Origin of the sequence: Aeromonas salmonicida (assembly GCF_028355655.1) — a bacterium.
GTDB classification, from domain to species: domain Bacteria; phylum Pseudomonadota; class Gammaproteobacteria; order Enterobacterales; family Aeromonadaceae; genus Aeromonas; species Aeromonas salmonicida.
In genome coordinates this window covers 3,461,676-3,482,566 of sequence record NZ_CP110645.1, presented here as the reverse complement: position 1 = coordinate 3,482,566, position 20,891 = coordinate 3,461,676, and the positions used below count along the sequence as shown (strand labels likewise).

Genomic DNA, 20,891 nt, shown 5'->3' with positions numbered 1-20,891 from the left:
GATTACTCCAGCTCGTCCATCAGGGCAACCAGCTTCTCAACGGCTTTCTGAGCGTCCGGGCCGTCGGCCTGGATGGTCACGTTGGTGCCTTTGGTCAGGCCCAGGGTCTGCAGCTTGAACAGGCTCTTGGCGCTGGCGGATTTGCCACCGGAGACCACAGTGATCTCGCTTTGGAATTCTTTGGCTTCTTTCACGAACTGAGCTGCCGGACGGGTGTGCAGGCCGTTTTCAGCAGTGATAACAACAGACTTCTCGTACATGGTTTCACCCCATATTATTGATATTTTTTGGAGAGATGGATGCTTTTGACGCTTCCTTGTCTCACCGTGTCAGTATGGATATGTTGTAAAGTAACGAAATCAGACCTGCAATGGTTTAATCCAGGTCAATTTTCTGTGCAGTATTCGGTGTTTGCCGCTACTCTTTTCCGTTATCGCGCTACAAGCCGCAGAAATACTGGCTTGAAATTATTTTATAACGAAAAATAACACTTTGTTACTTTGTGATACCTAGTCGGCAAACACCTCGTGACGCCGCACAGGATATGAAATTTATCACAGGATGTCTGCTTTTTTTGTCACTCGTTTGTTTGTTATTTTACCCCAAAAAATAAGGGGCCGAGTGACGCTGCCAAGTGCTCAGTCTAGCTCATAAAGAAACGGCGCTCCTGGGAGCGCCGTTGTTTTGAAATTATCCGATCACTTACTGCTGCAACTCCTGCTCGCTGAACACGCCGGCAAACAATGCGCTGGAGAGATAACGCTCGGCGGCGCTCGGCAGTATGACGACGATTGTCTTGTCGGCAAATTCCGGCAGCTCGGCCAGACGGGCGGCGGCCACGACGGCGGCTCCAGAGCTGATACCGGCCAGAATGCCTTCCTCTTCCATCAGACGGCGCGCCATCTCGATGGCATCATCGCTGCTCACCTGTTCGACGCGGTCCAGCAGGGTCAGGTCCAGGTTGCCCGGGATGAAGCCGGCACCAATGCCCTGGATCTTGTGGGGACCCGGTTTGATTTCGAGACCGGCCAGACGCTGGCTGATCACCGGTGATTCGCTTGGCTCGACGGCCACCGAGATCACGGCCTTGCCTTTGGTCTGCTTCAGGTAGCGGGAGACGCCGGTAATGGTGCCGCCTGTACCTACACCGGCCACGAATACATCCACCTGACCGTCGGTGGCATCCCAGATCTCGGGGCCAGTGGTCTTCTCGTGAATTTCCGGGTTGGCCGGGTTTTCAAACTGTTGCAGCAAAACGTATCTGCCCGGCTCGGATTCGAGGATCTCGTTGGCCTTGGCGATAGCGCCTTTCATGCCAAGAGGGCCTTCGGTCAGCACCAGATTGGCACCGAGCGCCTTGAGCAGCTTGCGGCGCTCCAGGCTCATGGTGGCCGGCATGGTCAGGGTGATGGGATAGCCACGGGCGGCGGCCACAAATGCCAGAGCAATACCTGTGTTACCACTGGTGGGCTCGATGATCTCCTTGCCCTGGGTCAGTACGCCGCGCTTCTCGGCATCCCAGATCAGGTTGGCACCGATGCGGCACTTGACGCTGAAGCTCGGGTTGCGGCTTTCAATCTTGGCCAGTACGCGGCCCTTGGTAACACGGTTGAGTCGAACCAGCGGGGTGTGACCTATGGTCTGGCTGTTGTCCTCAAAAATTTTGCTCATGGTGCTATCCCTGTTTGTTACGGCGATGAAACAAGATTACCCTGTGGTTTCTGAATGAGAAGTGACGATTTGTTATAACAATATGTTATTACAAGATATAGAGCTTATTCTTTCTTACTGAGGCCTCGATCTCAAAAAGGTCTCTTATCGTCAAAGGAATGGACGTTATGGGATTTGCAGGAAGCGATCGCTATCTCGCCTCAGAGGCGCTGAAGATGGCGGTCAATGCGGCCATAGTGCTGGAAAAACCGTTACTTATCAAAGGTGAACCTGGCACTGGCAAAACAGAGCTGGCCGAGGCCGTGGCCAGTTCGCTCGGCACTCACCTCATTGCCTGGCACATTAAATCCACCACCAAAGCCCAGCAGGGGCTCTACGAATATGATGCAGTGGCCCGGCTGCGTGATTCCCAGCTAGGGGATCCGCGAGTGGGGGATATCAGTCATTACATTCGCCAGGGCAAGCTGTGGCAGGCGTTTACCGCTGATGAGCGGCCCGTGCTGCTTATCGACGAGATAGACAAGGCGGACATCGAATTCCCCAACGACCTGTTGCTGGAGCTGGATCGGATGGAGTTTGACGTCTACGAGACCGGCGAGCGAGTCAAGGCCCGCCGGCGCCCCGTTGTCATCATCACCTCCAACAACGAAAAAGAGCTGCCGGATGCCTTCTTGCGTCGCTGCTTTTTTCACTACATTCGCTTTCCCGACAAGGCCGAGATGCAGGCCATCGTCAACCTGCACTATCCGAACCTGAAAGCGGCGTTGCTGGATGAGGCCATGACGCTTTTCTTCGAACTGCGGGAAGTGGAAGGGCTGCGCAAGAAACCCTCTACCTCCGAGCTGCTGGACTGGATCCGGCTGCTGCTGGCCGATGATATCTCTCCCGAGGCGATGCGCACCCGCGAACCGGGCAAGCTGGTCCCGGCGCTATACGGCGCCCTGCTGAAGACGGAGCAGGACTTGCACCTGTTCGAGAAGCTGGCCTTCCTGGCCCGTCGCGGCAACTGACACCATGCTGATCGACTTTTTCAGCCAGCTGCGTCGCCACAAGATCCCCTGCAGTTTGCGCGAATTGCTGGACTTGCACGCCGCGCTGGCAGCCCGGCTGGTCAGTGTCGACATGGACGACTTCTATCAGCTCTCCCGCTGCCTGCTGGTCAAGGACGAGGCTCATTTTGATCGCTTCGATCGCGCCTTTGCCGAGTATTACGACGGTCTGCAGGCCAGCCACTTGCTGCCCGACGCCTTACCTGATGAGTGGCTACGCAAGGAGTTCGAACGCTTGTTAAGTGCCGAAGAAAAGGCACTGCTGCACTCTCTGGGTGGACTCGACAAGCTGCTTGAAACCCTCAACCAGCGATTGGCGGAACAAAAAGAACGCCATGCCGGCGGCAACAAGTGGGTGGGGACTGGCGGCAGCAGTCCGTTCGGTCACGGCGGATTTCACCCGGAAGGGATCCGCATGGGGGGAGAGGGCCAGCATGGCAAGGCGGTCAAGGTGTGGGAAGCCCGCCACTATCGCAACTTCAGCGACGACTCGCCCCTGGGCCAGCGTGCCATCCAGCTGGCCCTGCGCAAACTCAGACGCTGGGTGCGCAAGGGCAATCCTGACGAGCTGGATCTCGACGACACCATCAAGAGCACAGCCCGTCAGGGCTGGCTGGATGTGAAGCTGAGGCCCGAGCGCCACAACGGCGTCAAACTGCTGGTCTTCTTCGATGTGGGTGGCTCCATGGATGCCCACGTGGCCGAGGTGCAGCGGCTCTTCTCGGCCCTGCGCCACGAGTTCAAGCATCTGGAGTATTTCTACTTTCACAACTGTCTCTACGACTTCGTCTGGCAAGACAACGCCCGTCGCTTCGAGGAGCGGTTCGACACCCTGAGATTGTTGCGCACCTACGGCAGCGACTACAGGGTGATTTTTGTGGGGGACGCCAAGATGGGCCCCTACGAGATCAGCTGGCCCGGCGGTGCCGTTGAGTACTGGAACGAGGAGGCGGGTCAGGTATGGCTCGCTCGCCTGCAGCAGCACTTTCCCAGGCTGGTGTGGATCAATCCCATCCCCAGGCGCGAGTGGCTCTGGCATCCCTCCATCAAGTTGATGAATGACGTGGTTGGCGGGCGTATGCATCCGCTGACGCTGGCTGGTCTCGCCGCAGCGATCGATCAGTTGTAATGACCTCTCTACCCAAATAAACCAACAAGCCGGGATTGCACCCGGCCAGGAGCAAAGATGACTTCTATCGTGATCAGTGGATCAGGCCTCTATACCCCGCCTTTTGCCGTCAGCAATGAAGCGTTGGTGACCGCCTTCAACCAGTATGTGGACCTCTACAACGAGGAAAATGCCTCCGCCATCGATGCGGGTCAGCTATCCGCCAAGCAGCACTCGAGCTGCGAATTCATCGAGAAGGCGTCCGGCATCAAGAGTCGCTATCTGGTGAGCAAGGAGGGGGTGCTGGACCCTGACATCATGCAGCCCTTGCTCCCCGAGCGGGCCGACGATCAGCCCTCCATCATGGTGGAGATGGCGGTTGCTGCCGCCGAGCAGGCGCTGATTGCCGCCGGCCGGGAGCCGGGTGAGATTGATCTGGTGATAGTGGCGGCTTCCAACATGCCAAGGCCCTATCCGGCGCTCTCCATCGAGTTGCAACACTATCTGGGGGCGAGCGGCATGGCCTTTGACATGAACGTGGCCTGCTCATCCGCTACCTTTGGCATCAAGACGGCGGCGGACATGCTGGCGGCAGGCACCGCTAAACTGGCGCTGGTAGTGAACCCGGAGATCTGCTCCGGGCATCTCAACTTTCGTGACAGGGACAGCCACTTCATCTTCGGCGATGCCTGTACCGCCGTGCTGCTGGAGCGGGAGGCCGATTGCAAGGTGGCCAACCCCTGGCAACTGGTGGCCAGCAAGCTGGTGACCCAGTACTCCAACAATATCCGCAACAACTTCGGCTTTTTGAACCGGCTCAGTCCGCGTACCCGTCATGGGGATGACAAACTGTTCCGCCAGCAGGGGCGCAAGGTGTTCAAGGAGGTGCTGCCGCTGGTGTGCGATCAGATTCTCAGTCAGCTGGATGAGCAGGGCTGGACGGCGGACTCCTTGAGCCGACTCTGGCTGCATCAGGCCAACCTCACCATGAACCAGTTCATCGGCCGCAAGCTGCTGGGCCACGATGCCAGTCAGCAGGAGGCGCCCGTGATCCTCGACAGCTATGGCAATACCAGCTCGGCGGGCTCGGTCATCGCCTTCCATCTTTACCATCAGGATCTGCCTGCGGGGGCCCGCGGCGTGCTCTGCTCCTTCGGCGCCGGCTATTCGATAGGGAGCCTGTTGTTGCAGCGCCTGTGAGGGGCTGAGTTTTCCTGCGTGCCAGACAGCACAATGCCACAGGCAGGCGGCGAATAAAAAACCACCTCAGTGTGACGTGTCCAATAAATGGGGCTCACTTCACCAAGGTGGTTTTTTTACTCAAATAGCGCCGAGATCAAGCAAGTTCTATGGCGAGCACCAGACAGTCGGGTTCTGTGATGCGAAAGCGTACATTGAGATCAAACAGCCTGACGCCGTACTCCTTTTCGTCCGGCTTGCCTTTCTTGTAGGCGGGGCGAGGGTCCTGGGCCAGCACTTCGCTCACCAGCAGACGAAGCTCGGGGTGAGCCTTGAGCCAGGGTTGCAGCTGCAGCTCCGCTTCGGGGGTGAAGTTGACCACGAGAGGCGGGGTGGGGGCATCGGGGGCAAAGCCGCCACGGGCGTCCGGCAGACTGTCGGCATAGGGAATATAGGGCTTGATATCGACGACAGGAGTGCCATCCAGCAGATCCACGGCGCCGAGTTCCAGCCACAGTTTGCCACGCTCGCGACCAACACCGTGCAGCTCGACCACCGACAGGCCCAGCGGGTTGGGGCGGAAGGTGGAGCGGGTGGCAAAGACTCCGACCCGTTCGTTGCCGCCCAGGCGCGGCGGACGTACCGTCGGGTGCCAGCCCTGATCCATGGTCTGGTGAAACACGAAGCTGAGCCACAGATGGGAGAACTGCTCTATGCCGCGCAGCACGTCCGGCTGATCGTAAGGGGGCAGCAGCTCGAGGCGGGCGCGGGCCGATTTGACCAGACCGGGTTGGCGGGGGATGGCGAACTTCTCCTTGTAGGGAGAGTGGATGATCCCTAGGGTGTCGATTTCGAACTTCATGGCGGATCCTGACTGAAAACCCCGGCAATTTAGCACAGGCAGCCTCAAAACGCAGGCTCTGCCTCGCTACGCTCATTTCCCGCGTCCTGTCGTGATCCCCGTCCCATACCGGCACTCGGGGAGCTGTACCCCGGCACCAACTTGCGTAGGGTGAAGGCAGATGGAGCAGGGGATGGTATTCGCGCTCTGCTCTGTGGCGAAGGCGTTCAGATGGCGCCGGATTGGAGATACATGGATGAAATTGCTGATTATCGGTGGCACCGGCTTTCTGGGCCGCCACCTCACCACGCTGGCGCTGGACTGGGGGCACGAGGTGACGCTATTCAACCGGGGCCGGCATCAGCACCCGGACTGGCGTGACCTGGTTCAGCTCAACGGTGACAGGGACAAGGATCTGAGCCCCCTGCAAAGCCAAGGGTTGCGCTGGGATCTGGTCATAGACACCTGCTGCTACCGTCCCGAGCAGGCGGTGAGCCTCTCGGCAGCCCTGCTCGGGCGCTGCGAGCGGTTGATCTTTATCTCCACCATCAGCGTCTATCGCGACTTCGCCAGCCGGGGCATGGATGAATCGGCGCCGTTGCACGAGATTGTCGAGGGGGAACTGCCCACCGATTACGGTCCGCTGAAGGTATTGTGCGAAGCTGCGTATCGGGATCATTGGGGCGAGCGGCTCTGCATCCTGCGTCCCGGTGTCCTGTGCGGTCCCCATGATCACACGGGTCGCTTGGCCTGGTGGGTGAAACGGGTGCAGCAAGGGGGGCCCTGGTTGCTGCCGGGGGACGGGCAGGATCGATTGCAATACCTGGACGTGCGCGACTGCGCCGAATTCGTGCTGCGGGCCGCCGAGCAGCAGCTGGGTGGCTGTTTCAATCTGCTCAAACCTGGTATTGCGCTGGTGGACTGGCTGGATCGCATCACCGCCAGGCTGGCACCTGCCACACAATGGCAAGCACAGTGGCGCCCCTGGCCCGAGTTGTTGGCAGCCGGCGTCGAACCCTGGCAGAGCTATCCCACGCTATTGCCAAACGAGCTGGCTGAGTATGCCGGCTATGGCCGCATCAGTGCCGAGGCAGCCATAGTGCAGGGGCTCAACTTTCGACCGCTGGAGGAGACGGTCGCCGATCTGATGCAATGGTTGATGGACAACGAGGGAGCCGTGGTGGCGGGTATGACTGCGGAGCAGGAGGCTGCGCTGCGTCGGCGCCTGCTGGTTGGCAGCCTGCAGTAGGGCTTGTCCTGTCTGAATGGTGATTGAAGTGAAAGAGGGCGTCCGTCGGGACGCCCTCTTTCACTATCCAGCGGCGCCCTCTAGCGTAACTTGGCGCCGCAATTGACCAGCAGCTCTTGCAATATGCTGCGATGACAGCGAGACGCCTGCTCGCAGTAACAGCCCACCGACAGATTGGTGGTATGGGAGAGGGCAGCCAGCAGCGCCAGATCGTGGCGGGCACAGGGGGTGGCCATCTCGGCCTTGTACTGCTTGCAGAAAACGGCCCAGAGGGCAGGCGTATCGGCGGCCTGGCCCAGCTTCATGGTGTCGCTGCTGGGCGCCAGATTGGGAAACCAGACGTCATACCAATCCTGACTGGCAAATGCGTGCTTGGGCACACCACGGGGTGGGCGCCGCACTGTGCCGATACGCAACCCTTCACCTTCAAGACGAGGACTGCCGAGCCGGACTATGGCCAGGGCCATGGGGTATCCTTACTTCTCTTGTGCCACTTTGAGCGCCTGCCCGTAGCAGATCACCTGTTTCAGGCAGCCCGGAGTGTCACTGAACTCGGCGCATTTGTCGAAGGTGACGCCATTGCCACCCATGTCGGCCACGCGGCGACGCGCCAGGGTACGCGCTTCACCTGCGTTGGGCACCGGCTGCTTGGCATCGCTCTGGCAAGATTCCCCCTCGACGGTGCCGAGGTAGAGGTAGTTGAGGTCAGCCAGCTGGTTCTGTTCATAGATCTGAACGCCGCCCGGCTTGAAGTACTCGTCGAAGTTTTCCTTGTCCAGATTGCTGTTGAAGGAGAAGTCGGCGCAACCGGAGGCAATCAGGGGCATCATCAGGATCAGGCGTTTCATATCAGCATCTTTTTGAACTGTGAGGGCGGACATTATAGGGGCCAGTCGCTGCCTGCGACCAGCCCCAATTTTAGCCGTGAAGACGAGGTGTGACGGGGATCAGACAGGCTCCGCCGGCCTGTCTTAAAGGAGGGCTGTGTCCGCAGGCGTATCCTCCCTCTTTCATTCTCAAGCCGGTGTCAGCCGCTCATAGAGGCTGCGATAGTAGTCGTCAGCCAGCAGATCATGATGAGGCGCACACAGTCGGATCTGCCCCTCTTCCATCAGGGCAATACGGTCCATTTGCTCCAACCCCAGCAAGCGGTGGGAGATGAGCAGCAGGGTGCGATCCGCTCCCAGCTTGAACAGCAGATCCATGATCTCCCGCTCGGTCTGGCTGTCGAGGCCCTCGGTCGGTTCATCCAGCAGCCAGAGCGGTGCATCGTGCAACAGGGCGCGGGCGATACCGATACGGCGTCGCTCGCCACCCGAGAGGGGCCGACCGCCATCTCCGAGCCAGGCATTCAACCCGGTATCGCTGTGGCCTGCCTCATCCTCCAGCAGATGTGCCAGACCGACCTGGCTCAGCACCTCGGTCAGCTGCTCATCGCTGGCCCCGGGGGCGGCCAGTTTCAGGTTGTCACGCAAGGTGGCGGCAAACAGATGAACCCGCTGGCTCACCACAGAGAGAGACGCGCGTAGCGCCCCTTCGCTGTAGTCCGTCAACGGCTTGCCATCGAGCAGGATCTTGCCAGCCTGCGGGCTCCATTCACGGGTCAGCAATCCCATCAGGGTGGACTTGCCACAGCCAGTCTGGCCCAGCAGAGTCAGTTTCTCACCCGCCTGCAGTTGCAGGGTACAGCCACGCAGCACGGGATGCGGGTTGCCGGGATAGCCGAAATAGAGATCGCTTATCTGCAAGACGCCCTCTTTGGCATGCTGCTGCTCGTTCCCCCACTCGGGGGCCTTGGCCTCCTGCAGGATCTCGTTGAGGCGGCGAGCCGAGGTGAGGCTGGTGGAGAGGTGCTGGAAAGCCCCCGCCAGCGGCAGCAGGGCCTCGAAGCTTGCCAGGGTGGCGAACACCATCAGCGCCGTGATGGGATCAGGCGCCGCACCCGCCACACCATGACCGGCCAGCCAGAGCATCAGGGTGAGTGTCCAGCCGCTCAAGAGCTGCACGCTGGCATTGGCCAGTCCGCTCACCCTGGCCATACGGGCCTGTGCCGTCAGCAGGGCCTGTTCCGCCTGTTGCAGCTCGCTGAGCGCCTTGGGGGCTGCGGCAAACATCTGCAGTTCGGCCTGACCGTCCAGATAGTCCACCATGCGGGTGCGCATGGACGATTTCTCGGCGATAAGCCGACGACCGGGTTGGCGACCGAGGTAGTAGAAGACCAACGGCAGGGCAATCATGCCAAACAGCAGTATGGCGCCCAGAGTCAGGGCGAGGCCGCCATCGAAGAAGGAGAGGAATATGACCAGTCCGGTGCAACTGAGCAGGGCCGCGCCTATGGGAGTGACCAGCCGCAGATAGACGTGATCCATCGCATCGATGTCGGCCACCAGCCGGTTGAGCAGATCTGCCTGACGAAAACCGGCCAGGGTGCCGGTGGAGAGTGGCGAGAGCTTTTGCCAGAACCAGACTCGCAGCCGGGTCAGTACCCGGAAGGTAGCGTCATGGCTCACCACCCGCTCACCCCAACGACCTGCGGTGCGGATGATGGAGAAGAAACGCACCCCGCCAGCCGGTGTCATGTAGTTGAAGGTATCGCGGCTGGCGACCGCCATTCCCGCCACTGCCGCGGCGGAGAGGAACCAGCCGGAGAGGGACAAGAGCCCCATCCCCGCCACCAGGGTGACCAGTGCCAGCAGCAGGCCCAGCGAGAGACTCAACCAGTGCTGACGATAGAGGCGTAGAAACGGTAATAGATCAGTCATCGAGAGAACTCCCGGAACGATGGGACAACAGATGGGCGAAAGCCCCCTGGGCTTGGCTCAGTTGCTGGAAGCTGCCTTGCTCCACCAGTTGGCCACGGGCCAGCACCAAGATGTTATCCATCTTGGTGAGTTCATCCAGGCGGTGAGTGATCATCAGCAGAGTTTGACCTGCCGTCGCCTGTTCCAGCGTGGTCATGATGGCGCGCTCCGAGTGGCGATCCAGGCTGGCGGTGGGTTCATCCAGTACCATCAACTGGGTCGATTTGAGCAGGGTGCGTGCCAGGGCGAGACGCTGTGCCTGACCGACCGAGAGACCGCCAGCCTGATCACCGACCGGATAGTCGAGTCCCTTCTCCATGGCAAACTCCCAGGCCTGAGCCCGCTTGAGGGCATCTTCCAGCTCGGCGTCGCTGGCAGATGGCTTGGCCAGCAGCAGGTTGTCGCGCAAGGAGGCGTGAAACAGCTGGGGATTCTGGGAGAGCCAGCCCAGTTGCAGTCGCCACTGACTCATGTCGAGACTGGCAAGCTCCTGCCCGTTGACCTTGAGCTCACCACGATAGGGAGCAAAGCCGAGCAGGGCATTGACCAGCGAGCTCTTGCCCGCGCCGCTGATCCCGATCAGTGCCGTGCGTGAACCGGCTGCCAGCGTGAAGTCGATGGGGCCGACCAGCACCTTGCCTTCGGCGCTCAGCACCTCCAGGGCACGGGCTTCTACCTTGACGGGGCTGTCGGCATGAAAGGAGGCATTGCCGGAGGCGGGCTCGCTGACCTCGGCTTCGAGGAATTCCAGCAACTGTTCGGCCGCGCCTATGGCTTGCGCTTTGGCATGGTAGTGAGCGCCCAGCTCGCGCAGCGGGGCATAGAATTCGGGGGCGAGGAACAGCACGAACAGGCCGGTAAACAGGGTGACCTTGGTGCCATAGTGGCCAAAATTCAGATGATCTATGTAGGAAAAGCCAAAATAGACCGCGACCAGCGCCACCGAGAGGGCGGCGAAGAACTCCAGTACGGCGGTACTCAGAAACGCCAGACGGAGCACCTCCATGGTTCGCTCGCGAAAATCTTCCGACGCGTCGCGAATGGCGTCACCCTCCGCTCGGGTGCGCATGAAGAGTTGCAGGGTACGCAAGCCCTTGAGGCGATCGAGAAAGTGGCCGGAGAGACGGGCCAGTGCCTGGAAATTGCGGCGGTTGGCATCGGCGGCGCCCACACCCACCAGGATCATGAAGAAGGGAATGAGGGGGGCTGTGCCCAGCAGGATCAGGCCAGCCGCCCAGTTGACCGGGAACACGGCCACCAGGATCACCAGCGGAATAAAGACGGCAATGGCCATCTGCGGCAGATAGCGGGAGAAGAAATCCTGCATATTTTCAATCTGTTCCAGCAAGAGGCTGGCCCAGCTACCGGCAGGGCGGCGCTGTATATAGGCAGGACCGAGACGGCTGAGGCGAGTGAGCACAAGCTCGCGAATGGCCTGGCGCACAGCGCTGCCCGCCTTGAAACTGGCAACCTCGCGGCCATAGGCCAAAGTGGCCTTGATCAGGGTGACCAGCAGCAGGGTAATAAAGAGAGGAATGGATTGCTCCGGGGTTGCCCCCTCGATGATGAAGCCATGCAACAGGGTCGCCAGCAGCCAGGCCTGGGCGACCATCAAGATGCCCTGACCAAGGCCAAAGCCTATGGAGAGACCGATCCAGCGTCGGCCGTGGCTCGATTGGTTGCGCAACCAGCCATAAAGACGTTTTTGAGTTTTTTTATCCATTACCACCATCCTCGCGTCGAGTGGCGCAAGACTATCCTCGCCCCTCAGGCTTGGCAACCTTGTAAATTTCTGGTGTTGAAAATGTTTGATTGAAAAAACACCTTGCTGCTCATTAGTTGGTCGAACAGCTTGATTTATGGTAAAAAATACCATTGCGGTGATTGCGCTCAGCGGCAAAATGCATATAGTAGAGGCCCTGACGCGGGTGTAGTTCAATGGTAGAACGGTAGCTTCCCAAGCTGCATACGTGGGTTCGATTCCCATCACCCGCTCCAAATTTAGATGCAAAGCCTGCATCAATGCGGTAACTGCACAAGCCCACAGGCTGATTGCAAGGGGTTGAACTCCCATCTCGCACTTGATTTTGATGTCCTGCGGGCATCGTATAATGGCTATTACCTCAGCCTTCCAAGCTGATGATGCGGGTTCGATTCCCGCTGCCCGCTCCAGCTTTCATGCAAAAAGCCCACTCCTGCGAGTGGGCTTTTTGTTTTGTGTTTGCGCTGGATAATGGCAAACATCAGGCAGAGAAAAGGCGCCATGGGCGCCTCGTAAACTCACTCTGCAATGACGAAACGGGCTTATTCCTGCTCCAGCTCGCCACAGAAACGGTAGCCTTCGCCATGGATGGTAGCGATGATTTCCGGTGTGTCGTTGACGCTCTCGAAGTGCTTGCGAATGCGGCGGATGGTGACATCCACAGTGCGGTCATGGGGCTTGAGCTCACGACCTGTCATCTTCTTGAGCAGTTCTGCACGGGTCTGGATCTGGCCCGGGTTTTCGCAGAAGTGCAGCATGGCACGGAATTCTGAACGGGGCAGCTTGAACATGTCGCCAGCCGGGCTGACCAGTGCGCGGCTGTTGATGTCCAGTGCCCAGCCGTTGAACAGGTAGCGCTCAACCAGCTTCTTCTCTTCTCCGCCAGCGGCCACATTCATGGTGCGGCTCAGCAGGTTGCGGGCACGAATGGTCAATTCACGGGGATTGAACGGCTTGGTGATGTAATCATCGGCGCCGATTTCCAGACCCAGGATCTTGTCCACTTCATTGTCACGACCGGTCAGGAACATCAGGGCGATGTTGTCATCTTCACGCAGCTCGCGCGCCAGCAGCAGGCCATTTTTGCCCGGCAGGTTGATGTCCATGATCACCAGATTGATGGTGTGGGCAGTGAGGGCTTGATGCATCTCGTCGCCATTATTGGCCTCGAGTACAACGTAGCCTTCGGCCTCGAAGATGCTTTTCAGGGTATTGCGGGTGACCAGTTCGTCTTCGACGATCAGAATGTGTGGTGTTTGCATGAGTATTCCCAGATTCTTATCAGTTAGTTATCTAAATTTTAACACTCTTTGGCGTTACCCGACCGGTCCTGAAAATTTATTACGTCATCCTGGGTATGAATGTCAGGTCGGATTATCGCGAATTTGGCATCAGCGTCGGCAAACATCCCTGTGCCACACGTGGGCTCTCAACAAGTCTGATCGAGAGAAGCCTGGAAAGGTAGTCCATTACAAAAGTGGCTGCATTTTATCAGTTAACAGGCGCATAACAACACTCTTTGCCGTCAGATAGCAACTTTTTAACTCTGGATTGATATAGGTCAAACCCTGAGTTCACAGCATGATACTTGGGGTTACCCCCATTTTCGCCCTTATAAAATGTAATGGAATGTAACATGTGGTTGACATGATTTTGTGGGAAAACTACAAAAAAATTTGTTTTATTGCACCATTTTTGGCACCTCAATGGCCTGTTTATGCCATTGTGACGGCCTGGAATCCTGCCAGCCGCGAGGTAGGAATGCGTCGCAATACCCGCCGTCAGCGCGCCCTGTGGCGGGCCATCGCTGCGTCTCCCACCATGATGGCGCTGGGGCCATTGTGGGACAGTGCTCCTGATGCAAGTTGGCGTGAATCATCGCTGGCGCTGGCTTCTTCTCGTGCTGAGGCCATCGACTTGGCAGCGCGTTTCGGCCAGAACGCCATCTATTGGGTGGAGCAGGGCGAGCTCTGGTTGCAGCCCGTGCTGATGAAAGGCGAGCTACTCCATTTGGGCAAAATTGAATCCCACTGGATTGTCAGATCAACGGCTTGATGAAAGAATGAGCGAATTCATGTCCATGGAAGGAAGCTTATGATGCTGGATCTACTGCCCGACCTCTGCGATCAACACGGCGATACCCTGCAAGTCGCCGATCCACTGTTTCACGATTTTGGTGGCAAGCCGCTGTTTTATGGCCAGGCGGTCACGCTTTCCTGTTATGAAGACAACAGCCTGGTGCGAGAGCTGGTCAACCGTCCCGGTCAGGGGAGGGTGATGGTGATTGATGGCGGCGGCTCGTTGCGCCGCGCCCTGCTCGGCGATCAGCTGGCCATCAAGGCGGCGGAGCAGGGTTGGGAGGGAATAGTGATCTTTGGCGCTGTGCGCGATGTGGGGACACTGGCAACCCTGGCGCTGGGAGTCAAGGCGTTGGCAGCCTGCCCGGTCAAAACAGAGAAGCTGGGGCAGGGAGAGCTGGATGCCGTGGTGTCGTTTGCCGGTGTGACCATACATCCGGGTGACTATGTTTACGCCGATCTCAACGGCGTACTGGTCAGTGCCACCCGGCTTATCTGATCGGTCAGAAGTTGAAGCCTACGCCCAGGCTGAGGGAGTGCTCAGTACTGAATGCACTCACGCCGTAGTTGGCCGTGATGGCAAGCTGCGGTGTAAGCAGCAGGCTGGTGTTGAGCTCCAGCAGTGTGCTGGCCTTGTGCACTTCCAGCTGTTTGAGCTGGCTGCCGATGTTCAATGTGGGGGAAAACTGGTAGCGCACCCCAGAGCTCAGGTTGTAGCCGGACTGTTCGCTGTGCGGGCCTATGGCCGGGCCTGCTTCCATGTAGAGACTGACGTCATCCATGATCGGATATTGATAGCCGGTGTTGATGAGCCAGAGGTCGAAACTGTCGCTGTGATGAGTCTGGCTGTCGAGCAGCACGCCTGAGTAGCTTTTGACGTAGAGCTGGCTGTCAGCCTCGCTCTTGAGAAAATCCCAGTCGGCGGCCTGAGCGTTGAGGCTTAAGCATGAAACCAGTGTGACGATGAGTGATTTAACCATTCTTTTCCCCTCCCTGGGTCCGGAACAGGAATACAAGCATGGCACATGCCAGTTGGTAGTAAAGGGAACGGAGATCACAATAAAAGAGTTTTAATCTGCCTCGGTCTCGTGATAAACAGGCCACCATCATCACGTTCCTTCCCCTATTTCGCTTATATCAAGAGGTGAACCCATGAACAAGAAACTGACCCTGCTGGCCGCATTGGCTCTGGGAGGCTGCGCCATGACCACTGGTTCCAATCTGGCTGCGCTGCAAGCGTCCACCTGGCAACTGCAAGGTGCGAGCGATGATACCTTCACCCTGCAAGTAGCGGGTGACAAGGTGGCGGGCAAGGGCGGCTGCAACCGCTATTTTGGCGGTATCACCCAGCAGGGTGACGGCGTATTGACGCTGGGTGCCATGGGCTCGACCCGCATGATGTGCCCGGGTGATCTGGCGGGCAAAGAGATGATCTATCTGCAGCAACTTGAGAAGGTGGCGACCTTCAAGGTAAGCGGCAAGCAGCTGGTGCTGAGCGATGCCAACAAGGTTGCACTGCTCACTTTCGATGCCATGCCTGCGGCCAAATAACTGATATTTCTGTCAGGGGTTGTCGTAGCGTGAGCCGGCAGCTGCCATCAAAAAGGGACGCCGCAGCGTCCCTTTTTCAATACTGTGCCATAGCGTTGTGGCAAGACTCCCGGTTCTGTCGTCGCAAGATGCATTGCATCCCAAGTTGGCAGCAAGGCGAGGCTCGCCTCTTCATCCCCCTCGCTGGAACTTGAAGCGCTTCTTGCGTCGATAGGGATAGACATCCTCGAACACCCCCACCTTGATGTTGCTCTGCAGCATCTTCCAGTAGTTGGCGTCGAACATCTCCTTGTGCAGCTGCATCATGATCTCCCGCACCTGGGGCTTTTGCAGCAGGAAGGTGGCGAACTCCTCGGGGAAGATGTCGTTGGGGGCCACCGAATACCAGGGCTCGGCGCTCCATTCATCTTCCGGGTAGCGGGGGGGCGGGATCTGGCGGAAGTTGCACTCCGTCATGTAGCAGATCTCGTCGTAGTCGTAGAAGACCACCCGGCCGTGACGGGTGACGCCGAAGTTCTTGAACAGCATGTCGCCGGGAAAGATGTTGGCCGCCGCCAGCTGCTTGATGGCGTTGCCGTACTCCTCCAGCGCGAGCCGGGTCTGCTGCTCGTCCGCCTTGTCCAGATAGAGGTTGAGGGGGATCATCTTGCGCTCTGTGTAGAGGTGCTTGATCACCAGCTTGTCACTGGTGATGGTAAGCGCCGAGGGCGCCACCGTCTTGAGCTCTGCCAGGAGCTCGGGCGAGATGCGATCCAGGGGAAACTCGAAGTTGGTGAACTCCTGGGTATCGGCCATGCGGCCCACCCGATCGTGCTGTTTTACCAGTCTGTATTTCGCCCGCACCTGCTCGTGACTCACATCCTTAGGGGGGGTAAACTCGTCTTTTATCACCTTGAACACAACGTCGTAGGAGGGGAGCGTGAACACGCTCATCACCATCCCCTTGATGCCGGGGGCGATGACAAATTGTTCCCGGCTCTGGGCCAGGTGTTGCTGGTAGTGACGATAGAGTTCAGTCTTGCCGTGCTTCTGGCAGCCGATGGCGTTGTAGATCTCATAATCGGGCTTGTGGGGCATGATCTGGCGTAAAAACACCACAAACAGCGCCGGCACTGGGGCGTAGACCATGAAGTAGGCGCGGGCGAAGCCGAACACGATGGAGGCCAGCTCTGGTTCGAAGATGACGGTATCCACATAGATGCTCTGGCCTGTGCTGAGCAGCGGCAGAATGAAGGGGAACACCTGCCCCTTCACCCGAATAAGTCCCACCAGATAGGCGCCCTTGTTGCGGTAGAACACCTCTTTGAGCAGCTCGATGGCGAAGGGCTCCTCATGCAGGATATGCGGGCCGTTCTCGGCAAGATGGCGGTGGATGTCGACAATGTCGCGCTGCTTGTCCTCATAGGGGAGGGTGAAGCTGTAATCCCCCAGCATCTGGCTCAGGGTCTGGGGCAGATGGGTTAGGTCAGTGCGATAGACCCGCAGCAGGGCGCTCAAGTCGGGATGCTCCCCTCGGCTGCGAAAGGGATGGATGTAGAGGTTCTCGTCGCGAATGTTGCGATGGCGGAAGATGCGGCGATAGACGGAGTTGAAGAAGGACTCCGCCACCTCGAAGTTGTCACAACAGGGCAGCAGATCGCTGAAGGCGCCCTTTACCCGCTTGAGCAGCTCCTGAGTGGCGTGATGCTCCCCCATCATCTGCTTGATCAGGGCCGTGGTGGCGCCGACGTGGTGATCATAGAGGCGAATGCGCTCGCGCCCGGCGAGCTGTACTCCCAGCCAGTCACTGTTTTCGAAGCGGCTCTTGCTGCCCTGGGTTATTTCGAGAAACCGGCTGTAAAACGACTCGAAGCGTTGCAAGATCGTCTCGGCGACGGCCTGTTCCAATGGCTGCTGCATCTCTCTCTTCCTTGTGATGTGTCGGCCGGTATGGCGGCTGAGTCCGGGGCTGGTCTGTCGTCCTGTCCTTGCCCTGCAAGCGCTCAATCACTCACGGCATTCATGCCGAGAATGGCTGGCAGTTTGTTCACACGTCTGGCCACTATGGCAACATTCAAACATCTGTTCAAGTGGCAATTTTTGGGGATAAACGGTAGATTGCGCCCCTGTTTTGCCGACGGTTTGCAGCCTGTTTCAGATGTCGGCCCAGCCCAAGAGGAAACCCAATGAAGCTCTATTTTGTACTGGTGGCACCTGCCCGGGCACCCAATGTCGGGGCCGCTGCCCGCGCCATGAAAACCATGGGCTTCGATGCCATGCGACTGGTGGCGAGCCGGGTACACGAAGAGGAGGAGGCGAGTTGGGTGGCCCATGGGGCGCAGGAGATTTTGACCCAGGCCGAGGCGTTCGACACCTTGCCAGAGGCGCTGGCCGACATGGATCTGGTGATCGCCACTACGGCCCGTCAGCGCGGCCGCTATCAGCACTACCTCACCCCGGGGGAAATTCGCGATCAAATCCGTGCCAAGCCGTCTCTCAACAAAGTCGCCATCGTGTTTGGTTGTGAAGAGTCCGGCCTTTCCAATGAGCAGCTGGCCCATGCGGATTTGCTGAGCTACCTGCCCCTCAAGGTGAGCTACCCGTCCCTGAATCTGGGGCAGGCGATCATGCTGTATGCCTACGAGATGAGCCAGTTGCTGGATGAGCCGCAAGCCGTAGCAGAAAATTTTGATAGCGTCGGACAGGTTCGCGTACTGAAACACAAAACAGCAGAAATACTTGGTGAACTCGGAGTTTCACAGGATGAAAAACTGCATCAATGGGTGATGGACCGAGTGCCCATGCTGCCGCAGCGGGATTTGAACATGCTGCATCTGCTCTGCAAAGACCTTGCTCGCCGATTTGGCAAAGAGGTTTAAGTTGACAGCCCAAGGCCAGCCGCGGTATTGCTAAAAGCCAGCTTCGTTCAAGAGTGTTCGTCATGCAGTTATTCACCAACGTCATCACCACCACCATTATTACCGGTACCACCACAGGTGGCACTGGGGCCGGTTGATGCGCTGACGAACAAGCACAGAAATCAGAAAAGGCCCGTACCCACCCAGTACGGGCCTTTTTGTTGGATTGGTTTTTAGATTGAATTTCATAGATTTACAGGGAGAGAAAGCGATGAGAGTGTTGAAGTTTGGCGGGTCGTCACTGGCCGATGCAGAGCGTTTTTTACGGGTAGCGGATATCGCGGTCAATACCCACGGCCAATCCCAGGTTGCCCTGGTGTTGTCGGCACCGGCCAAGGTGACCAATCACCTGGTCGCCCTGGTGGAGCAGACCAGTCGCGGCATGGATGCCAGTTCCACCCTGTTTGAAATCAACGGCATCTTCTCCCACCTGCTGGCCGGATTGAAGGCAGCCTATCCGGCGCTGGATGACAAGGCGCTGCTGGCCCGTCTCACTGCCGAGCTGGATCAGGTCGAGCGACTGATGCAGGGCATACGGCTGCTGGGCCTCTGCCCGGACAACGTGCAGGCCCGCATCCTGAGCCGGGGCGAGAACCTCTCCATCGCCTTCATGCACGAGCTGCTGCGGGTACGCGGCCTCGAGCTGGATATCATAGTGCCGGAGCAACTGCTGGTGACCGACGGCGGTTATCTGGAGGCTCACGTCGACATCGAAGCCTCCCGCCTGCGCTTCGCCGCCAAGGGGCTGCGTCCAGCGGTAGAGGGGCAGAGCCCCGCTGGAAAAGCGTCATGCCTCTACCTGATGCCGGGCTTCACCGGTGGCAGCGACAAGGGCGAAACCGTGCTGCTCGGCCGTAACGGGTCGGATTACTCCGCCGCCGTGCTGGCCGCCTGCGTCGATGCCGAATGCTGCGAGATCTGGACCGATGTCGAGGGCTGCTACAACTGCGATCCACGTCTGGTGCCGGATGCCTATCTGCTGAAAACCCTCTCCTACAAGGAGGCGATGGAGCTCTCCTACTTCGGTGCCAAGGTACTGCACCCGAAAACCATCGCCCCCGTGGCCCAGTTCCACATTCCCTGCCTCATCAAGAACAGCTTCAACCCGCAGGGGCCGGGCACCTTGATCGGCGTCGAGCAGGGGGATGATGACCTGAAGGTAAAAGCCATCTCGGATCTCTCCGGCATGTGCATGTTCAACGTCTCCGGCCCCGGCATGAAGGGCATGGTGGGCATGGCCGGCCGCATCTTCTCCGCCGTCTCCCGCGCCGGGGTCAGTATCGTCCTCATCACCCAGTCATCCTCCGAGTACAGCGTCAGCTTCTGTATCCACAGCTATGACCAGGAGAAGACCCGCAAAGTGCTGGAGCGCGAGTTCGAGCTTGAATTCAAGAACCAGCTGCTGGAGCCACTGGATATCATCAGCGATCTGGCGATCATCTCCCTCATCGGTGACGGCATGCGTACCAGCAAGGGGATGGCGGCGCGCTTCTTCACCTCCCTGGCGCAAGCCTCCATTAATATCGTCGCCATCGCGCAAGGGTCGAGCGAGCGCTCCATCTCCGCCGTGGTGCGGGATCGCAAGGTTGCGGAAGCCATCAAGGCCTGCCATCAGAACTTCTTCGGCAGCCAGCAGTTCATCGACCTCTTCGTGGTCGGTGTCGGCGGCGTTGGCGCAGCCCTGGTGGATCAGATTGCCCGCCAGCAACCGGTATTGGCCGAGCAGGGTACTGGTCTGCGGGTGGTCGGCATTGCCAACAGCCGCCAGATGGCGGTCAACAAGGATGGCCTGACGCTGGTCAACTGGCGTGAACAGCTGGTGGAAGCCCGTGACAGCTTCAGCCTGGAAGCGGTGCAAAAGCTGGTGGAAGAGAGCCACCTCATCAACCCGGTGATCGTCGATTGCACCTCGAGCGAGGCGGTCGCCGTCCAGTACGCCGACTTCCTGGCCGCCGGTTTCCATGTGGTCACCCCGAACAAGAAGGCCAACACAGGGTCGCTCGATTACTACAAGGCGCTGCGCCGCACCGCTCGCCAGACTCGCCGCAAGTTCCTGTACGAAACCAACGTCGGCGCTGGTCTGCCGGTCATCGAGAACCTGCAGAACCTGATCAAGGCCGGTGACAAGCTGCGCGCCTTTGATGGCGTTCTGTCCGGGTCGCTCTCCTTCATCTTCGGCAAGCTGGATGAGGGCATGGCTTTCTCCGAGGCGACCAAAATCGCTCGCGGAAACGGCTTTACCGAGCCGGATCCCCGCGACGATCTCAACGGCATGGATGTGGCGCGCAAGCTGCTCATTCTGGCCCGCGAGGCCGGCATGGCGCTGGAGCTCTCCGATGTGGAAGTGGAGCAGGCACTGCCGCCTGGCTTTGACGTCAGCGGCGATGTGGAAGCCTTTATGGCCCGCCTGCCCGAAGCCGATGGCTGGTTCCGCGACCAGTTCGCCGCGGCCCAGCGTGAGGGCAAGGTGCTGCGCTATGTGGGGTCGATTGAAGGTGGCAAGTGCAAGGTCGCCATCAAGGCGGTCGGTGCCGACGAGCCCCTGTTCAAGGTGAAAGACGGGGAGAACGCGCTCGCCTTCTTCTCCACCTACTACCAGCCGATCCCGCTGGTGCTGCGTGGCTATGGCGCCGGTACCGAAGTGACTGCCGCTGGCGTCTTTGCCGACGTGCTGCGCACCCAGAACTGGAAGCAGGAGTTATAAC

The 20,891-nt window shown here is 58.9% G+C and carries 19 protein-coding genes and 2 tRNA genes; 11 read left to right on the top strand and 10 right to left on the bottom strand.

Translation table 11 applies throughout. From position 1 onward, the window contains the following. Nucleotides 1–2: 2 nt before the first annotated feature. Both ONZ54_RS16205 and cysK read right to left on the bottom strand, forming a co-directional pair. Complete coding sequence (locus ONZ54_RS16205; protein WP_005303128.1) at nt 3–260, bottom strand: HPr family phosphocarrier protein; 258 nt, start codon at nt 258–260, stop codon at nt 3–5. Between the two features lie 442 nt (nt 261–702). Further along, complete coding sequence (cysK, locus tag ONZ54_RS16200) at nt 703–1,671, bottom strand: cysteine synthase A (RefSeq protein WP_005312371.1); 969 nt, start codon at nt 1,669–1,671, stop codon at nt 703–705. A 167-nt stretch (nt 1,672–1,838) separates the two neighbouring features. On the opposite strand from cysK, the gene ONZ54_RS16195 reads away from it, so the two are divergent. From ONZ54_RS16195 to ONZ54_RS16185, 3 genes are read left to right on the top strand one after another with little or no spacing between them, the layout of a single operon-like run. Next, nucleotides 1,839–2,681, top strand: a complete 843-nt coding sequence (locus ONZ54_RS16195; RefSeq protein WP_005312374.1) for an AAA family ATPase — start codon at nt 1,839–1,841, stop codon at nt 2,679–2,681. A 4-nt stretch (nt 2,682–2,685) separates the two neighbouring features. Next, the gene (locus ONZ54_RS16190; RefSeq protein ID WP_058395654.1) at nt 2,686–3,849 is read left to right on the top strand and encodes a vWA domain-containing protein; all 1,164 of its coding nucleotides are present in this window, start codon (nt 2,686–2,688) and stop codon (nt 3,847–3,849) included. 57 nt (nt 3,850–3,906) lie between these two features. Continuing rightward, nucleotides 3,907–5,028: a beta-ketoacyl-ACP synthase III gene (locus ONZ54_RS16185; RefSeq protein WP_271786667.1), complete on the top strand. Its 1,122-nt coding sequence runs from the start codon at nt 3,907–3,909 to the stop codon at nt 5,026–5,028. 136 nt (nt 5,029–5,164) lie between these two features. Here ONZ54_RS16185 and tsaA read toward each other — a convergent pair whose 3' ends face one another. Then, complete coding sequence (gene tsaA, locus ONZ54_RS16180; RefSeq protein WP_271786666.1) at nt 5,165–5,869, bottom strand: tRNA (N6-threonylcarbamoyladenosine(37)-N6)-methyltransferase TrmO; 705 nt, start codon at nt 5,867–5,869, stop codon at nt 5,165–5,167. A gap of 235 nt (nt 5,870–6,104) precedes the next feature. On the opposite strand from tsaA, the gene ONZ54_RS16175 reads away from it, so the two are divergent. Continuing rightward, a complete protein-coding gene (locus ONZ54_RS16175) occupies nt 6,105–7,097 on the top strand; it encodes an NAD-dependent epimerase/dehydratase family protein (protein ID WP_271786665.1) in 993 nt (330 codons plus the stop codon). Nucleotides 7,098–7,177: 80 nt separating this feature from the next. On the opposite strand, the gene ONZ54_RS16170 is transcribed toward ONZ54_RS16175, so the two are convergent. From ONZ54_RS16170 to cydD, 4 genes are all read right to left on the bottom strand, one after another. After that, nucleotides 7,178–7,564: a DUF488 domain-containing protein gene (locus tag ONZ54_RS16170; protein WP_005312389.1), complete on the bottom strand. Its 387-nt coding sequence runs from the start codon at nt 7,562–7,564 to the stop codon at nt 7,178–7,180. Between the two features lie 9 nt (nt 7,565–7,573). After that, nucleotides 7,574–7,945, bottom strand: coding sequence for an Rcs stress response system protein RcsF (gene rcsF / locus ONZ54_RS16165; protein WP_017412233.1), 372 nt, complete (start codon nt 7,943–7,945; stop codon nt 7,574–7,576). Between the two features lie 168 nt (nt 7,946–8,113). After that, entirely contained in the window at nt 8,114–9,859 is a 1,746-nt protein-coding gene (gene cydC, locus ONZ54_RS16160; protein WP_271786664.1) for a heme ABC transporter ATP-binding protein/permease CydC, read from the bottom strand. Then, a complete protein-coding gene (cydD, locus tag ONZ54_RS16155) occupies nt 9,852–11,621 on the bottom strand; it encodes a heme ABC transporter permease/ATP-binding protein CydD (RefSeq protein WP_271786663.1) in 1,770 nt (589 codons plus the stop codon). The genes cydC and cydD overlap by 8 nt, the downstream gene beginning before the upstream one ends. A 201-nt stretch (nt 11,622–11,822) precedes the next feature. Between cydD and ONZ54_RS16150 the strand changes: the two genes are divergently transcribed. Together ONZ54_RS16150 and ONZ54_RS16145 are read left to right on the top strand one after the other, a co-directional pair. Further along, nucleotides 11,823–11,896, top strand: a tRNA-Gly gene (locus tag ONZ54_RS16150). 99 nt (nt 11,897–11,995) lie between these two features. Beyond that, nucleotides 11,996–12,070, top strand: a tRNA-Gly gene (locus ONZ54_RS16145). A 132-nt stretch (nt 12,071–12,202) separates the two neighbouring features. Here ONZ54_RS16145 and arcA read toward each other — a convergent pair. Then, the gene (arcA, locus tag ONZ54_RS16140) at nt 12,203–12,922 is read right to left on the bottom strand and encodes a two-component system response regulator ArcA (RefSeq protein ID WP_005312398.1); all 720 of its coding nucleotides are present in this window, start codon (nt 12,920–12,922) and stop codon (nt 12,203–12,205) included. A gap of 376 nt (nt 12,923–13,298) precedes the next feature. Between arcA and ONZ54_RS16135 the strand changes: the two genes are divergently transcribed. Then, nucleotides 13,299–13,715 (top strand): DUF3293 domain-containing protein, encoded by a 417-nt coding sequence (locus ONZ54_RS16135; protein ID WP_271786662.1) that lies wholly within the window; start codon nt 13,299–13,301, stop codon nt 13,713–13,715. Between the two features lie 42 nt (nt 13,716–13,757). After that, on the top strand, nt 13,758–14,237 hold the full coding sequence (locus ONZ54_RS16130) for a putative 4-hydroxy-4-methyl-2-oxoglutarate aldolase (RefSeq protein WP_271788297.1): 480 nt from the start codon (nt 13,758–13,760) through the stop codon (nt 14,235–14,237). Between the two features lie 4 nt (nt 14,238–14,241). On the opposite strand, the gene ONZ54_RS16125 is transcribed toward ONZ54_RS16130, so the two are convergent. Further along, a complete protein-coding gene (locus ONZ54_RS16125; RefSeq protein WP_058395661.1) occupies nt 14,242–14,718 on the bottom strand; it encodes a hypothetical protein in 477 nt (158 codons plus the stop codon). 172 nt (nt 14,719–14,890) lie between these two features. On the opposite strand from ONZ54_RS16125, the gene ONZ54_RS16120 reads away from it, so the two are divergent. Then, a complete protein-coding gene (locus tag ONZ54_RS16120) occupies nt 14,891–15,289 on the top strand; it encodes an META domain-containing protein (RefSeq protein WP_005312410.1) in 399 nt (132 codons plus the stop codon). A gap of 171 nt (nt 15,290–15,460) precedes the next feature. Here ONZ54_RS16120 and aceK read toward each other — a convergent pair whose 3' ends face one another. Beyond that, nucleotides 15,461–17,188 carry a bifunctional isocitrate dehydrogenase kinase/phosphatase gene (gene aceK, locus ONZ54_RS16115; RefSeq protein ID WP_271786661.1) on the bottom strand — a complete coding sequence of 576 codons (1,728 nt, stop codon included), beginning with the start codon at nt 17,186–17,188 and terminating at the stop codon, nt 15,461–15,463. Nucleotides 17,189–17,454: 266 nt separating this feature from the next. Here aceK and ONZ54_RS16110 point away from each other — a divergent pair, with 266 nt between their 5' ends. Beyond that, nucleotides 17,455–18,147 (top strand): tRNA/rRNA methyltransferase, encoded by a 693-nt coding sequence (locus tag ONZ54_RS16110; RefSeq protein WP_005312418.1) that lies wholly within the window; start codon nt 17,455–17,457, stop codon nt 18,145–18,147. A gap of 250 nt (nt 18,148–18,397) precedes the next feature. After that, nucleotides 18,398–20,890: a bifunctional aspartate kinase/homoserine dehydrogenase I gene (gene thrA / locus ONZ54_RS16105; RefSeq protein WP_271786660.1), complete on the top strand. Its 2,493-nt coding sequence runs from the start codon at nt 18,398–18,400 to the stop codon at nt 20,888–20,890. Nucleotide 20,891 lies beyond the last annotated feature (1 nt).

What these genes read in the sequence shown, in the direction of transcription:
- rcsF (WP_017412233.1), bottom strand. Translation starts at nt 7,945, where the DNA reads ATGAAACGCCTGATCCTGATGATGCCCCTGATTGCCTCCGGTTGCGCC.
- cydC (WP_271786664.1), bottom strand. Translation starts at nt 9,859, where the DNA reads ATGACTGATCTATTACCGTTTCTACGCCTCTATCGTCAGCACTGGTTG.
- ONZ54_RS16125 (WP_058395661.1), bottom strand. Translation starts at nt 14,718, where the DNA reads ATGGTTAAATCACTCATCGTCACACTGGTTTCATGCTTAAGCCTCAAC.
- thrA (WP_271786660.1), top strand. Translation starts at nt 18,398, where the DNA reads ATGAGAGTGTTGAAGTTTGGCGGGTCGTCACTGGCCGATGCAGAGCGT.
- aceK (WP_271786661.1), bottom strand. Translation starts at nt 17,188, where the DNA reads ATGCAGCAGCCATTGGAACAGGCCGTCGCCGAGACGATCTTGCAACGC.
- ONZ54_RS16205 (WP_005303128.1), bottom strand. Translation starts at nt 260, where the DNA reads ATGTACGAGAAGTCTGTTGTTATCACTGCTGAAAACGGCCTGCACACC.
- ONZ54_RS16110 (WP_005312418.1), top strand. Translation starts at nt 17,455, where the DNA reads ATGAAGCTCTATTTTGTACTGGTGGCACCTGCCCGGGCACCCAATGTC.
- ONZ54_RS16120 (WP_005312410.1), top strand. Translation starts at nt 14,891, where the DNA reads ATGAACAAGAAACTGACCCTGCTGGCCGCATTGGCTCTGGGAGGCTGC.
- tsaA (WP_271786666.1), bottom strand. Translation starts at nt 5,869, where the DNA reads ATGAAGTTCGAAATCGACACCCTAGGGATCATCCACTCTCCCTACAAG.
- ONZ54_RS16170 (WP_005312389.1), bottom strand. Translation starts at nt 7,564, where the DNA reads ATGGCCCTGGCCATAGTCCGGCTCGGCAGTCCTCGTCTTGAAGGTGAA.
- ONZ54_RS16195 (WP_005312374.1), top strand. Translation starts at nt 1,839, where the DNA reads ATGGGATTTGCAGGAAGCGATCGCTATCTCGCCTCAGAGGCGCTGAAG.
- cydD (WP_271786663.1), bottom strand. Translation starts at nt 11,621, where the DNA reads ATGGATAAAAAAACTCAAAAACGTCTTTATGGCTGGTTGCGCAACCAA.
- ONZ54_RS16130 (WP_271788297.1), top strand. Translation starts at nt 13,758, where the DNA reads ATGCTGGATCTACTGCCCGACCTCTGCGATCAACACGGCGATACCCTG.
- cysK (WP_005312371.1), bottom strand. Translation starts at nt 1,671, where the DNA reads ATGAGCAAAATTTTTGAGGACAACAGCCAGACCATAGGTCACACCCCG.
- ONZ54_RS16175 (WP_271786665.1), top strand. Translation starts at nt 6,105, where the DNA reads ATGAAATTGCTGATTATCGGTGGCACCGGCTTTCTGGGCCGCCACCTC.
- ONZ54_RS16185 (WP_271786667.1), top strand. Translation starts at nt 3,907, where the DNA reads ATGACTTCTATCGTGATCAGTGGATCAGGCCTCTATACCCCGCCTTTT.
- ONZ54_RS16190 (WP_058395654.1), top strand. Translation starts at nt 2,686, where the DNA reads ATGCTGATCGACTTTTTCAGCCAGCTGCGTCGCCACAAGATCCCCTGC.
- arcA (WP_005312398.1), bottom strand. Translation starts at nt 12,922, where the DNA reads ATGCAAACACCACACATTCTGATCGTCGAAGACGAACTGGTCACCCGC.